Source organism: Kutzneria viridogrisea DSM 43870 (assembly GCF_000525635.1).
Lineage (GTDB): Bacteria > Actinomycetota > Actinomycetes > Mycobacteriales > Pseudonocardiaceae > Kutzneria > Kutzneria viridogrisea.
Map to the genome: position 1 here is coordinate 2,373,633 of NZ_CP007155.1, position 13,464 is coordinate 2,387,096.

General features: G+C 71.3%; 13 protein-coding genes. 9 read left to right on the plus strand and 4 right to left on the minus strand.

Features of this window, described 5'->3' with window-relative positions; all coding sequences use genetic code 11:
- From panD to KALB_RS10775, 4 genes are read left to right on the plus strand one after another with little or no spacing between them, the layout of a single operon-like run.
- Entirely contained in the window at positions 1-423 is a 423-nt protein-coding gene (panD, locus tag KALB_RS10760; RefSeq protein ID WP_025355728.1) for an aspartate 1-decarboxylase, read from the plus strand.
- On the plus strand, positions 420-1,154 hold the full coding sequence (locus KALB_RS10765; protein ID WP_025355729.1) for an SDR family NAD(P)-dependent oxidoreductase: 735 nt from the start codon (positions 420-422) through the stop codon (positions 1,152-1,154). The genes panD and KALB_RS10765 overlap by 4 nt, the downstream gene beginning before the upstream one ends.
- Positions 1,155-1,186: 32 nt before the next feature.
- On the plus strand, positions 1,187-1,993 hold the full coding sequence (locus tag KALB_RS10770) for a phytanoyl-CoA dioxygenase family protein (RefSeq protein WP_025355730.1): 807 nt from the start codon (positions 1,187-1,189) through the stop codon (positions 1,991-1,993).
- Positions 1,990-3,087 carry a zinc-binding dehydrogenase gene (locus KALB_RS10775; RefSeq protein ID WP_025355731.1) on the plus strand — a complete coding sequence of 366 codons (1,098 nt, stop codon included), beginning with the start codon at positions 1,990-1,992 and terminating at the stop codon, positions 3,085-3,087. The genes KALB_RS10770 and KALB_RS10775 overlap by 4 nt, the downstream gene beginning before the upstream one ends.
- A 54-nt stretch (positions 3,088-3,141) precedes the next feature.
- On the opposite strand, the gene KALB_RS10780 is transcribed toward KALB_RS10775, so the two are convergent.
- Entirely contained in the window at positions 3,142-4,092 is a 951-nt protein-coding gene (locus KALB_RS10780) for a helix-turn-helix transcriptional regulator (RefSeq protein WP_338033855.1), read from the minus strand.
- Here KALB_RS10780 and KALB_RS10785 point away from each other — a divergent pair.
- On the plus strand, positions 4,080-5,243 hold the full coding sequence (locus KALB_RS10785) for an MFS transporter (RefSeq protein WP_025355733.1): 1,164 nt from the start codon (positions 4,080-4,082) through the stop codon (positions 5,241-5,243). The two genes, KALB_RS10780 and KALB_RS10785, sit on opposite strands and share 13 nt — an antisense overlap.
- A gap of 141 nt (positions 5,244-5,384) precedes the next feature.
- Here the strand turns inward: KALB_RS10785 and KALB_RS10790 are convergent, their stop codons facing one another.
- Positions 5,385-6,185 carry an SDR family oxidoreductase gene (locus tag KALB_RS10790; RefSeq protein WP_025355734.1) on the minus strand — a complete coding sequence of 267 codons (801 nt, stop codon included), beginning with the start codon at positions 6,183-6,185 and terminating at the stop codon, positions 5,385-5,387.
- Positions 6,186-6,263: 78 nt separating this feature from the next.
- Between KALB_RS10790 and KALB_RS10795 the strand changes: the two genes are divergently transcribed.
- Genes KALB_RS10795 through KALB_RS10810 form a run of 4 tightly spaced genes read left to right on the plus strand, consistent with a single transcriptional unit; the run spans position 6,264 to position 9,286 of the window.
- Positions 6,264-7,031: an SDR family oxidoreductase gene (locus KALB_RS10795; protein ID WP_025355735.1), complete on the plus strand. Its 768-nt coding sequence runs from the start codon at positions 6,264-6,266 to the stop codon at positions 7,029-7,031.
- 11 nt (positions 7,032-7,042) lie between these two features.
- Complete coding sequence (locus KALB_RS10800; protein WP_025355736.1) at positions 7,043-7,990, plus strand: LLM class F420-dependent oxidoreductase; 948 nt, start codon at positions 7,043-7,045, stop codon at positions 7,988-7,990.
- 5 nt (positions 7,991-7,995) lie between these two features.
- Entirely contained in the window at positions 7,996-8,595 is a 600-nt protein-coding gene (locus KALB_RS10805; protein WP_025355737.1) for a TetR/AcrR family transcriptional regulator, read from the plus strand.
- Between the two features lie 52 nt (positions 8,596-8,647).
- Positions 8,648-9,286, plus strand: a complete 639-nt coding sequence (locus KALB_RS10810; protein WP_025355738.1) for a response regulator transcription factor — start codon at positions 8,648-8,650, stop codon at positions 9,284-9,286.
- 49 nt (positions 9,287-9,335) lie between these two features.
- Here KALB_RS10810 and KALB_RS10815 read toward each other — a convergent pair whose 3' ends face one another.
- Positions 9,336-10,814: an alpha/beta hydrolase gene (locus KALB_RS10815; RefSeq protein WP_051913033.1), complete on the minus strand. Its 1,479-nt coding sequence runs from the start codon at positions 10,812-10,814 to the stop codon at positions 9,336-9,338.
- A 92-nt stretch (positions 10,815-10,906) separates the two neighbouring features.
- Entirely contained in the window at positions 10,907-13,363 is a 2,457-nt protein-coding gene (locus tag KALB_RS10820; protein ID WP_025355740.1) for a GcvT family protein, read from the minus strand.
- Positions 13,364-13,464 lie beyond the last annotated feature (101 nt).

Genomic DNA, 13,464 nt, shown 5'->3' on the forward strand with positions numbered 1-13,464 from the left:
ATGGACCGCACCATGATGAAGTCGAAGATCCACCGTGCCACCGTGACGCAGGCCGACCTGCACTACGTGGGCTCGCTGACGATCTCCGCCGACCTGATGGAGGCCGCCGACCTGCTGCCGGGGGAGAAGGTGGACATCGTCGACATCGACAACGGCAACCGCCTGTCCACCTATGTGATCGAGGGCCCGCGCGACTCCGGGATCATCGGTATCAACGGGGCCGCCGCCCGGCTGATCAGCCCCGGTGACCTGGTGATCATCATCGCCTACGCGAACATGGCCGACGCCGAGGCGAAGCAGTTCGAGCCCAGCGTGGTGTTCGTGGACGCCGACAACAAGGTGCTCGACCTGGGCAGCGACCCGGCCGCCGTGCCCGAGGGATCCGGTCTGCTGCGCGGTGACCGCGTCGCGGAGCCGGTGTGAGCAAGCCGCTCGCGGTCGTCAGCGGTGGCACCAAGGGCATCGGGCTCGCGCTGAGCCTGCGCCTGATCGCACTGGGGCACAACGTGATCGCGCTGTACCGTGCTGACGAACTGGCCGCCAAGCAGGCCGCCGAGCACGAGCACCTGCTGCCGCTGAAGGTGGACCTGGCCCAACCGCGGGAGATCCGCTCGGCCTGCGAACGGATCCTCGGCGAGCACGGCACTGTCCGCGTACTGGTGAACAACGCCGGGGTCAACCGGGACCGCTCCTTCCTCGAACTGTCCGAACAGGACTGGGACGAGGTGCTGGCCACCAACCTCTCCGGCCCGTTCCACCTCAGCAGGGCGCTGGCCCCGGCGATGGTGGAGCAGGGCGCGGGCGTGATCGTCAACATCGGTGCCACCACGGCGATCCGGCCCAGGCGCGATGGCGCGAACTACTGCGCCAGCAAGGCCGGGTTGTTGCAACTGACCAAGTGCATGGCGCTGGAACTGGCGCCGCACGTCAGGGTCAACGCCCTGCTGCCCGGGTTCACCGACACCGCGGAGGTCACCGAGCGTTACCGGCTCGACGACCCCGACCGCCTTTCCGAAGTGCTGCAACGGATCCCGCAGGGACGGATCGGCGGCACCCAGGACATCGCCGACGCGCTGGAGTACCTGGTGACCGCGCGCAGCGCCTACGTCACCGGACAGCAGCTCATCGTGGACGGCGGGCACTTCATGGGCTGAGGCCCATACCCGAGATCTGGAGTGGAACAACCATGCGTTTGAACGACAAGCAGCTCGCGCAGTACCACGAGGACGGTTTCCTGCTGGTCGAGTCCGCACTCGACCAGCAGGAGGTGGAGCAGCTTCGCGCGAGCTTCCAGCGCGACTGCGAGACCCCCGGCCCGCACCTGGTCGCCGAGGAGGACGGCAGCCAGGTGCGCGCGGTCTACGCCTCGCACCAGCGCCAGCCGGAGTTCTCCGGGCTGGTCCGCGACCCGCGCGTGCTGGTCCCGGTGCAGCAGCTGCTGACCGAGGACGTCTACGTCTACCAGTTCAAGATCAACGCCAAGCCCGCCTTCGGCGGCGAGAGGTGGTCCTGGCACCAGGACTACCTTGCCTGGCGCATCGCCGACAACCTGCCCGCCCCGCGCCAGGTCAACATCGGCGTGTTCCTCGACGACGTCACCGAGTTCAACGGCCCGGTGATCTTCCTGCCCGGTTCGCACCGCAACGGGCTGGTGCACGAGGGCCGCACCGAGCAGGCCAAGTCGGAGCAGCACCTGGACCCCGACGACATCGCGCTGAGCGCCGAGCAGCTGGCCGAGCACGTGGACCGGCGCGGCATGGTCAGCCCCAAGGGGCCCGCGGGCTCGATCGTGTTCTTCTCCCCGGAGATCGTGCACGGCTCGGCGCCCAACATGTCCCCGTTCCCGCGCAGGCTGCTCATCGCCACCTACAACGACGTGGCCAACCTGCCCAGCTGGCCCGGTGAGCCGCGGCCGGACTACGTGGTCTGCCGCGACACCGAGCCGCTGCGCCCGCTGGCCGAGTCCTTCCTGACCGGCCAGGTGTCGGCATGAGCGCGCGTGCTGTCGTCCTGGAGGAGTTCGGGAAGCCCTTGGCGCTGCGGGAGTTCACCATCCCAGAAGCCCCTGCGGGCGGCATGATCGTCGCCTGCGGGTTCGGCGGGATCTGCGGCACCGACCTGCACCTGCACGCCGGTCACCTGAACATCCCGACCCCGCTCGTGCTCGGTCACGAGGGCCTCGGCGTCGTGCGCGAACTCGCACCCGGCGTGGACAAGGACGCCGCGGGTGCCCCCCTGTCGGTCGGTGACACCGTCATGTGGGCCTCCTCGATCGCCTGCGGTACCTGCGTTCCGTGCCGCCTGCACCGGGAGCCCACGCTGTGCGAGAACCGCCGCACCTACGGGGTCAACCGGTCCACTGTGGATGGTCCCGAGCTGTCCGGTGCGTGGGCCGACCACATCGTGCTGCAAGCCGGTACCACCGTGATCAAGGTCTCCGAGGGCACGGATCCGCTGGCCGCCATGTCCCTGGCCTGCGCGGGGCCCACCGTGGTGCACGCACTCTACGAGCGGCGCCCCGTGCGACTCGGTGAGACCGTGGTCGTCCAGGGCAGCGGCCCGGTCGGCCTGGCCGCCGCGGCCTTCGCCCAGCTCGCCGGTGCCGCCAAGGTCATCCTCGTCGGTGGCCCCGCCGCTCGCCTCACCCAGGCCGCTGCCGCCGGTATCGGCGAGGTGCACCTGAACATCGCCGAGGCCGCCGACCCCGATGCCGTGCTGGCACAGGTGCTCGCCGAGACCGGTGGGCTGGGCGCCGACCTGGTCATCGAGTGCGCCGGTGTGCCCGCCGCGGTCTCCCAGGGCCTGCGCCTGGCCCGGCGCGGTGGTTCGTACCTCGTCATCGGCCAGTACACCGACGCCGGGGACACCACGCTCAACCCGCACCAGATCGTGCACCGCCAACTCGACGTCGTCGGCTCCTGGGCCTTCACCGGGGCGCACCTCGTCGAGTACGTCCGCCTGCTGCCCGCGCTGGCCGCCCGCTTCGACCTGGCCAGCCTCGTCACCGCCTTCGCCCTCGACGAGCACGCCGCCGCCCTGGCCGCCGTCGCCGAGGGCTCCGTCATGAAGGCCGTCTTCGCCAGCTAACCCCCGATGCCATGAAAGTGCCGTTCCTGGCGTTCAACGCCAGGAACGGCACTTTCATGACACGTGTGGGGCCCCGGCTACCAGCGCCCGAACCCCCGCCTCCGCCGCCGAGTCGTCGGGCAGGTAGGCCAGGAAGTGGTGGCTGGGCTCGTCCACGGCGGCGAGTTTGACGTAGCGCAGGCGCAGGTCGCCGACCACGGGGTGGCGGAAGTGCTTGACGGCCGGGTGGAAGGCGGCGGTCTCGCGGTCCCCGTACCAGCGGGCGGCGTCGGGGTCGGCGAGGATGGCGTTGACGATCTCGGCGTAGCGGGGGTCCCCGGGGCTGCGGGCGGCCTTGGCGCGGAACTGGCCGAGCAGCACGCGGGCCTCGGACTCCCAGTCCACCAACAGGTCCCGGCACGGCGGCCAGCGGAAGACGAGCCAGAGCAGGTTGCGGTGCTCGGGGGCCAGCCGGGCGGGGTCGGTCAGCAGCGCGGCGTAGCTGGGGTTCCAGGCGAGCAGGTCCCAGTGCGGGTCGATCACCAGCGCGGGGTTGGGGGTCATCGAGTCGACCAGGGACAGCAGGTTCATCGACACCCAGCGGGCACGCCGGTCACTGGGCGCCGAGTTCTCCTCGGCGAAGGACAGCACGTGCGCGGCCTCGGCCTCGTCCAGCCGCAGCGCACGGGCCACTGAGCGCAGCACCTGCTCGGAGGTGCGGACCCGGCCCTGTTCGAGCCAGGCGTACCAGGAGCCGCTGATCCCGGCCAGTTCGGCGACCTCGGCGCGGCGCAGCCCGGGCGTGCGCCGACGTGGCGCCACCGGCAGTCCGAGCTCGCCGGGGGTCAACCGCTCCCGGCGCGACCGCAGGAAGGCGCCGAGCTCCTCACGTGGCGTGTTCGTGGTGGCCCACCCCCCAAAGCTGTCAGCGATGGTAATCGGTTGACGGCTCCGGCGGGCCGTGACCAGTGGTGAGGTGGTGGTGCGCACATCAGCGAAGGAGCACGACCTCGATGACCGCCACACTCGCCCCGACCGGCCTGCCCGCCAGGTCCTTCTGGCTGCTGCGGGCAGCCAGCTTCATCAGCAACTTCGACCGGTTCTCCATCGCGCCCATGCTGGTGCTGATCGGCACCCAGCTCGGGGTGCCGCTGCCCACCGTGGTGCTGGCCGCCAGCGGCTACTACCTCTGCTACGGCCTGATGCAGCCGGTGTGGGGCGTGCTCAGCGACCGGATCGGCCGCGTGTGGGTCATGCGCTTCTCCTTCGCGGGCGCCGCACTGGCCGCAGTCGTGTCGGCGCTGGCGCCCAACGCCACGGTGCTGGTCGCGGCCCGCGCGGTGGCCGGTGGCTTCTTCGCGGCGGCCATCGCCGCCACCCTGACCTACGTGGGCGACACGGTGCCCGCCGAGACCCGTCAGCGCTCGCTCAGCGACCTGATGACCACGCTGGCGCTGGGCACGGCCCTGGCGACGCTGGTGGCGGGCGCGCTGGCGCACTGGGTGAGCTGGCGGGTGGTGTTCCTGCTGCCCGGTCTGCTGGCCGCCTACCTGGCCGTGGAGCTGCGCAGGCTGCCCGAGCCGCAGCGCGAGCCGGTGACCTCGGTGCTGGCCCCGGTCAAGGCGGTGCTCAGCTCGGGCTGGCAGTGGTACGTGATGGCCGTGGCCTTCCTGGAAGGCGCCGTGCTGCTGGGTTTCCTGACCTACGTGGCGCCCGCGCTGGAGGACCAGGGCGTGCCCACGGCGCTGGCCGGTGCGGTGTCCGCGCTCTACGGGGTCGGCGCGATGTCGGCGGCGCAGCTGGTGAAGCGGCTGGTGGGCAGGGTCAGCCCCGCGGTGATCATCCTGATCGGCGGGGTGCAGATGGTGCTGGCCTACCTGGTGGCCTCGGCCAGCCTGGCCACCCCGGCGCTGGTGGTGACCTCGCTGCTGCTGGGCGGCGGCTGGTCGTTCATGCACTCCACGATCCAGTCCTGGGCCACCCAGCTCTCGCCGACAGCCCGCGCCACCGGGGTCGCGCTGTTCGGGGTGGCGCTGTACGTGGGCAGCGCGCTGGCCACCACCCTGGCCGCGCCCGCCGCGGAGCACCAGGGCTACCAGGGCCTGTTCCTGCTGGCCGCCGTGCTCGCCGTGCCGCTGACCGCGGCTGCCGCGCTTGGCCGGGCCCGCTACAGGTAGACCCGCGAGTCCCGCCCACCCCTCCGCTCGGGCCTGTCTGCCGTCCCCCATCGCAGGCAGCAGGTCCGCGCGACAACTGGGACTCGCCTGCGAACCGGGTGGGACGCGCACAACCCTCACGCGCGTCCTACCCGGTTTTCCTCACTGCTGGGGGAGTTGGTCCACGTTGCGCCGCATGCCCGCCAGCCAGCGGTCACGGTCCACGGCCTTGCGCTCCACGAACTTCGCCACCTCGGGGTGCGGCAGGATCAGGAACCGCTCCTCGGCCAGGCCCTGCACGACGACGCCCGCCACTTCGTCGGGCTCCAGGATCTCGCCGCTGGCGGCCACCGCCAGCGCGGACAGGTTGCCCTGCTCCACGCCGGGCATCAGCAGGTCGGTGCGCACGCCCATCGGGCACAGGGCGCTGACCTTGATGCCGCGCGAGCCGTAGGTCACCGACAGGTACTCCGCGAAGCCGACCGCCGCGTGCTTGGTGGCGGTGTAGGCGGGGTCGCCGGGTGCGATGAGCAGACCGGCGGCGGAGGCGGTGTTGAGCAGGTAGCCCCTGCCGCGGGCGAGCATCGAGGGCAGCACGGCCCTGGCCGCGTGCACGTGCGAGAGCAGGTTCACCGACCAGGCCCGCGACCAGTCCTCTGCGGTGGACTCCTCCAGCGTGTGGCCGGTGCCGATGCCCGCGTTGGAGCAGAACAGGTCGATCGGCCCGAGCTCGCGCTCCGCGGTCCGCACCAGCTCGGTGACCTGCGCCTCGTCGGCGACGTCGGCCCGCACGGCCAGCGCCTTCGTGCCCTCCAGCGACTCGGCCACCGCCTGGGCCGCGTCCCCGTCCAGGTCGGAGACCAGCACCCCGGCCGCCCCCTCCGCGGCGAACCGCCGGGCCAGCGCGGCCCCGATCCCGCGGCCGCCTCCGGTCACCACAACCACGCTGTCGCGCACGAGCACGCCGAACCTCCTCGGAAGGTGCTGCATACCAACTGGTCGGTATTGTACCGTGGGGGCAGCCACGCGCGAGGAGGCAGCATGTCCACCGGACTGACCGGCAAGACCGCACTGATCACCGGGGCGTCCCGGGGCATCGGCAGGGCGATCGCGTTCGCACTGGCCGCCCAGGGCTGCAACGTGGTGCTGTCCTCGCGCAAGCAGGAGGCCCTGGACCACGTGGCCGCCGAGCTGCGGGCCGAGCACCCCGGGGTCGGCGTGCTGGCCAAGGCCGCGCACGTGGGCCTGGCCGAGCAGGCGCAGGCCTGCGTGGAGGCCACGATCGCCGAGTTCGGCGCGCTGGACGTGCTGGTGAACAACGCGGGCACCAACCCGTACTTCGGGCCGATGGTGGACATCGACGTGCCGCGCGCGGAGAAGACCGTGCAGGTCAACCAGCTCTCCGTGGTGCTGTGGACCCAGCTGGCCTGGAAGGCGCACATGGCCGCCAACGGCGGGTCGATCATCAACATCGCCTCGCTCGGCGGGCTGGAGCCGGAGGTCGGCATCGGCTACTACAACGCCACCAAGGCCGCGGTGATCCACCTGACCAGGCAGTTCGCCATGGAGCTGGCGCCCTCGGTGCGGGTCAACGCGATCGCGCCCGGGGTGGTGCGCACCGACCTGGCCCGGGCGCTGTGGGAGAACCACGAGGAGCAGATCAACAAGGCCCTGCCGCTGAGCCGGATCGGCGAGCCCGTGGACATCGCCAACGCGGCGGTGTTCCTGGCCGGGCAGCAGTCGTCCTGGATGACGGGGCAGACGCTGGTCATCGACGGCGGCGCCTCGGTGCGCCCCCTGATCGTCTGAGAGGGTAGGACATGACTCGCTGGGGCATCACGCTGCCGTTGACCGGGATCCCGCTGCCCGCGCAGCGCGAGCTGGTCAAGTCCCTGCCCGACCTGGGCTACACCGACGTCTGGTCCGCCGAGACCGCAGGTACCGACGCGTTCACCCCGCTGGCGCTGGTCGCCGAGTGGGCGCCGCAGCTGCGGCTGGGCACCGCCATCGCCCCGGTCTACACCCGCGGCCCCGGCCTGCTCGCGATGAGCGCGGCCACCATCGCGGAGCTGGCCCCCGGCCGGTTCGTGCTGGGCATCGGCTCCTCCTCGCCGGTGATCGTCAACGGCTGGAACGCCCGCGAGTTCAGCGAGCCCTTCGCCCACGTGCGCGACACCCTGCGCTTCCTGCGGCCCGCACTGGCCGGGGAGAAGGTGGACGGGGACTTCGGCTCCTTCTCGGTCAAGCGGTTCAAGCTGGAGCGGGTGCCCGAGCAGGCCCCGCAGGTGATGCTGGCGGCGCTGCGCCCCGGCATGCTCCGGCTGGCCGCCCGCGAGGCCGACGGGGCGATCACCAACTGGCTCGCCCCCTCCGACGTGCCGCGGGTCCGCGCCGAGCTGGGCGCCGACAAGGAGCTGGTGGCCAGGGTCTTCGTGTGCCCGACCGAGGACGTGGCCGCGGCGCGCGGACTGGGCCGCCTGCTGATCAGCAGCTACCTGACCGTGCCGGCCTACGCGGCCTTCCACGACTGGCTGGGGCGCGGCGAGGACCTGGCCGCGATGCACGCCGCGTGGCAGGCGGGTGACCGCAAGGCCGCCAACGCGGCGATCCCCGACCACGTGGTGGACGACCTGGTCGTGCACGGCAGCGTGGAGCAGTGCCGGGAACGGGTGTGCGAGTACGTGGCGCAGGGCCTGGACACCCCGGCGATCATGGTGCTGCCCACCGGGGCCGACCCGATCTCCCAGGTGAAGGCCCTGGCACCATGAGAGGCGTGACGAGATCGGCGCAGGGCCGGGGCGAGCTGACCCCGATGGAGAGCAGGATCCTGCGCGCGGCCGTGCGGCTGTTCGCGGAGAAGGGTTTCGACGCGACCACGGTGCAGGAGATCGTGGACGCGGCCGAGGTCACCAAGGGCGCGCTCTACCACTACTTCGACGCCAAGGACGACCTGCTCTTCGAGATCTACCACTCGCTGATCAGCTCGCAGATGGCCGACCTGGACCGGATCATCGCGCTGCGGCTGAGCGCGGCCGACACGGTGCGGGCCATCCTGGTGAACCTGGTGGAGACCACGGCCTCGCGGGTGGACGAGGCGGCGGTGTTCACCCGCGAGATGCACAAGCTCAACGCCGACCGCATGGCGGCGTTCCGGGCCGATCGGCGGCGTTACCACGAGACCTTCCGCGAGGTCATTGACCGGGCACAGACCGCGGGTGAGCTGGGCACGGTGGTCCCCGCGGACACGGCGGTGCTGATCGCGCTCGGGGTGGTCAACCAGCTGCCCACCTGGTACCGGCCGGACGGCCCGAAGTCCCCGCAGCAGTTGGGAACCGAGATCGCCGACTTCGTGCTTGCCGCGCTGTCGGCCTAGTTTCTTGCCCGTACGGCTGCGCTGGGGCGGGTGGTCCTACCATCATCTCCCCATGACGGCTAAGGAGACTCCGGTCATCCGGGTGCTCGTCGCCGACGACCGCCCCGCGGTTCGTACGGCCCTGAGCACAGTGTTGCGCCTGTTACCCGGCGTCGCCGTGGTGGCCACGGCGACGCACCAACGACAGGTCGTGGACCACACACAGCGCGAACAGCCCGAGGTGGTGCTGTTGGGGCTGACGCTGCCGGGCGGGGACCCCGCGGAGCTGACCAGGCGGCTGCGTGCCGAGCACCCCGCCACCGCCCTGGTCGTGGTGGGCTCGGCCCCCGCAGACGAGGCCGTGCGGGCGGTGCTGCTGGCCGGTGCCGCCGGCTACCTGTCCGCCACACCCGACCGCGAGGCCGTGGTCCGCGCCCTGCGCGTGGCCGTGGCCAGCACCAGTGGCCGCCGGCCCGCCCCCCGTGACCGCCGCGAGGAACTGACCGCCCGCGAGATCGACGTGCTCGGGCTCGTCGCCGCCGGGCTCACCAACGCCGAGATCGCCCGCAGGCTCTCCGTCAGCGAGGCCACCGTGAAGACCCACCTCAACCACGCCTACACCAAGGCGGGGCTGCACAGCAGGGCCGAGGCCGTGCGGTACGCCAAGCAGCACGGAATAGGGCCCGCGGACGAGTCGCCCCCGGTGTCATGAAGGTGCCCTTTGAGACGTTCAACGTCTCAAAGGGCACCTTCATGACCACTCAGAACTGGACCGCTCGCGGCGCGCTGGCGGCCGTCGTGGCGGGTGGCACGGCGGCGCAGCGCGTGCCCTTGGCGGGCAGTTCGAGCGTGACCAGGTACTGGTCGGTCAGGGCGGCGACGCAGGGGCTCTTGTCGTAGGCGACGTGTCCCCAGCCCTCGTAGGTGAGCAGGGTGGCGCTGGGGATCTGGCTCGCGGCGTGCTGTGCCCAGGCGTACGGGGTCGCCGGGTCGTGCAGGCTGTTCACCATCAGGATCGGCGGGGCGCCCGCGGTCCGGTACCGGTGCGGCGGGTTGGTGGTGCGCACCGGGTGCCCGACGCAGTTCAGGCTGGCCCGCCAGGCAAGTCCGGACAGCCGCAGGTGCGGGGCCTGCACGGCGTCGGCGCGCCGCTGGGCGGCCACGGTGGCGGCACTGTCCAGGCCAGGGGTCCAGTCCGAGCAGAACGAGGCCTGGGGGTAGAAGGGCTGCTGCTCGTCCGGCACGCTCGAAGCCGTGAGCTGCCCGCCCTCGGACGCGGACTTGAGCCAGTTGGCCAGCCTGGCCCAGTCCGGCCCGTACAGGTAGCTCGTCGTGTACGCGGTGAGCAGCATCGGGGTCAGCACCTGACTGGAGCCGGGCAGGTGCAGCTCACCCCGTTCGGCCTTGGCGCGCAACTGGTCGAACACCGTACCGAGGTCCTGGCCGTGCAGCGCACAGGCGGTGTTCGCGGCGCACCACTTGGTGAACTCGGTGAAGCCGTCCTCGGCCGTGGCCGCCTCGGTGCGGAAGAAGTCCGCGCCTGGCAACGAGTGGTCCATGTTGCTGTCCAGCACGAGCGCGCGCACCCGGTCCGGGAACAGCTCCGCGTACTGCTGCCCCATCAGCGTGCCGTAGGAGGTGCCGTAGTAGGTCAGTTTGCGGTCGCCCACCGCGGCCCGGATGGCGTCGATGTCCCGCACCACGCTGAGGTCGTCCACATGGTCGTAGAGCGGACCGGAGTTGTGGCGGCAGTTCTCGGCGACCCTGCGGTTGTAGGCCACCAGGTCGGCGAAGCCCTGTGGCGTGCCGGGATCAGTCGTGGGCACCTGTGTGAGCACCGACCTGTCACAGGTCAGGGCGTGGCTCTTGGTGACACCGCGCGGGTCGAAGCCGATCACGTCGAAGCGCTGCCGCACCTGCTCGGACAGCACGGAACCGGTGGCCACCCACTCCGCGCCCGGACCGCCCGGCCCACCGGGGTCCACCACGACCGAGCCGATCCGGTGCGCGGGGTCGGTGGCCTTCCGCCTGGCCAGCGCCAGGTCGATGGTGCCCAGCGCGGGGTTGGCCCAGTCGATCGGCACGGTCAGCGTGCCGCAGTCGGCCTGCGCGTTCTCCACGCAGGGCCGCCAGTTGATCGTCCTGGCCTGCTCGGTACCCGCGCTGGCTGGTGTGACCGCCGCGCCACTCGCCGCCGCGCTCAGCACGAGCGCGGCGGCGAGCATCTTCTTGCTCGTCAAGGATTTCCCCCTCCTCGGTGGCGGTACTGCCAAGGTCACCGAGTGTTCCGCCTTCGCGGTGGGGGCACATCAGACCAGCGCGGTAGACCGGATCAGACTTTCGACCTGATCCGAATGCCCTTCGGGTCGACCAGCGGCTCCCTGGTCACCGTGCCGGGCACCCACTGCCCGAACAGCTCCACGGAGACCTCGGTGCCCTCGGGCAGTTCGGCGGGCAGGTACGCGTAGGCGATGGGCTTGTTGACGGTGTAGCCGAAACCGCCGGTGGTGACCCGTCCGAGGATCTCCTCGCCGACCCGCACCGGCTCGCTGCCCAACGGCACCGAGTTCTCCTCGGCCAGCACCAGGCAGCGCAACCGCCTGCTGATCCCGCGCTCCCTGGCGGCCAGCAGCGCGTCCCTGCCGAGGAACTGCTTGTCCTTGCTGACGCAGAAGCCCAGGCCCGCCTCGTACGGGTTGTGGTCCGGGGTGAGGTCGGAGCCCCACAGCCGGTAGCCCTTCTCCAGGCGCAGGCTGTCGATCGCCTTGTACCCGGCGGCGAGTAGCCCGTGTTCCTGCCCGTTCTCCCACAGCGAGGTCCACAGCCCGGCCCCGTACTCCGCCGAGCAGTACAGCTCCCAGCCCAGCTCGCCCACGAAGGTCACCCGCAGGGCCTGCACCGGCACGTCGCCCACCGTGGTGGACCGCGCTGTCATGTAAGGGAAGTCGTCGTTGTCCAAACTGGACGGTGTGAGCGGGGCGAGGATCTCCCTGGACTTCGGTCCCCACAGGGCGAAGCAGGTGTACTGCCCGGTCACGTCGGCGATGCGCACCGAGCCGTCACGGGGCGCGTGCTGGCGCAGCCAGGCCAGGTCCCGTGAGCCGTAGGCGGTTCCGGTGACGATGCGGAACAGCTCGGGCTCCAGCCGGGTCACCGTGAAGTCGCACTCGATGCCACCGCGCGAGTTCAGTGCCTGGGTGTAGATCACCGTCCCGACAGGACGGTCGATCTCGTTGGCGCACAACCAGTTCAGCAGGCCCAGTGCCCCAGGGCCACTGACCTCGATCTTGGCGAAGGAGGACTCGTCGAACAGGCCCGCGGTGGTGCGGGTGGCCCGGTGCTCGGCCACGATGGCCGGGGACCAGCCCATGCCCGCCCAGCCCGCCGGGCGCAGCAGCTCGTCACCGAGGTAGGAGTTGTTCTGGTAGTAGTCCACCCGTTCCCAGCCCGACTTCTCGCCGAACTGGGCCTGCTGCTGCACGTGCCAGTTGTAGACCGGGGACACCCGCAGCGGGCGGCCCGCCGAGCGCTGCCGGTGCGGGAACGGGATGTCGTAGTAGGTCTCGTAGTTCTCGGTGACCTTGGCCAGGGTGTAGGCGGGGGAGCGGTACTGGCGGCCGAAACGGCGGATGTCCATGTGCGACACGTCCATGCCCGCCTCCCCGGACACGATCCACTCCGCCATCACCCTGCCGATGCCGCCCGCGCCCGCGATGCCGTGCGCGCAGAAGCCCGCGGCCACGAAGAACCCGGGCACCTCGGTCTCGCCGAGGCAGAACTCGTTGTCCGGGGTGAACGCCTCCGGGCCGTTGATCAGCTTGCGGATGCCCAGCTCGCCCATGACCGGCACGCGGCGCTGCGCGTTCTCGGTGATCTCGGCGAAGCGTTCCCAGTCGGCGGCCAGCAGCTTGCCGTTGAAGTCGGCGGGGATCGCGTCCAGCTCGCCCCGGCCCAGCGACCAGGCACGTGAGTCCCGCTCGTACCCGCCCATCAGCAGGCCGTCCACCTCCTCGCGCCAGTACACGAGGTTGTCCGGGTCCCGCAGGGTGGGCAGGTGCGTGCCGTCCCGCTCGCGCACCGGTTCGGTCACCACGTACTGGTGCGACATCGGCACGATCGGCACCCGCACGTCCAGCATCCTGGCGATCTCCGCGGCGTACATGCCGCCGCAGTTGACCACGATCTCGCACTCCACCTCGCCCTGGTCGGTGCGCACCCGGCAGACCCGGCCGCCGCGGGTGTCGATGCCCAGCACCCTGGTGTGCTGGTGGATCCGCACCCCACCGGCCCGCGCGCCCGCCGCAAGCGAGTACGCCAGTTGCGAGGGGTCCACGTAGCCGTCGGTGGCCAGGTAGGAGCCGCCGAGCACGCCCTCGGTGGACATCAGCGGGAACAGCTCGCGGGCCTGCTCGGCGCTGATCTCCTCCAGCGGCAGGCCGAACGCCCGCGCCCAGCCGATCTGGCGGCGCACCTCGGCCATGCGGTCCGGGGTGCAGGCCAGCCGGATCCCGCCGCACTCCACCCAGCCGGGCGGGTGCTCGCCCTGCTGGAGTTCCCGGTACAGCTGTGCCGAGTAGGAGTTCATCCTGGTCAGGGTGGGGTCCGCGCGGAGCTGGCCGACCAGCCCCGCCGAGTGGAAGGTCGACCCGCTGGTGAGCTCGGCCCGGTCCACCAGCAGGACCTCGCGCTCGCCGAGCTGGGCGAGGTGGTAGGCGATGCTGGTGCCGCCCACACCGCCACCGATGATCACGATCCGTGCGCGGGCCGGGAGTGCCCTGTCTGTTGCCACCCGCTCTTGTTACCCCATTCGTGGCCGCTGCCGGAACCGTTACCGGCGAAGAAGATCCCATGGGTTGACGCCCGCCAGCGGCGGTGCACACACTGTGCGAT

Excerpts from the sequence above, each read along its gene's own strand:
- KALB_RS10800 (WP_025355736.1), top strand. The coding sequence starts at position 7,043 with ATGACTCGCTGGGGCATCACGCTGCCGTTGACCGGGATCCCGCTGCCC.
- KALB_RS10770 (WP_025355730.1), top strand. The coding sequence starts at position 1,187 with ATGCGTTTGAACGACAAGCAGCTCGCGCAGTACCACGAGGACGGTTTC.
- KALB_RS10810 (WP_025355738.1), top strand. The coding sequence starts at position 8,648 with ATGACGGCTAAGGAGACTCCGGTCATCCGGGTGCTCGTCGCCGACGAC.
- KALB_RS10785 (WP_025355733.1), top strand. The coding sequence starts at position 4,080 with ATGACCGCCACACTCGCCCCGACCGGCCTGCCCGCCAGGTCCTTCTGG.
- KALB_RS10795 (WP_025355735.1), top strand. The coding sequence starts at position 6,264 with ATGTCCACCGGACTGACCGGCAAGACCGCACTGATCACCGGGGCGTCC.
- panD (WP_025355728.1), top strand. The coding sequence starts at position 1 with ATGGACCGCACCATGATGAAGTCGAAGATCCACCGTGCCACCGTGACG.
- KALB_RS10775 (WP_025355731.1), top strand. The coding sequence starts at position 1,990 with ATGAGCGCGCGTGCTGTCGTCCTGGAGGAGTTCGGGAAGCCCTTGGCG.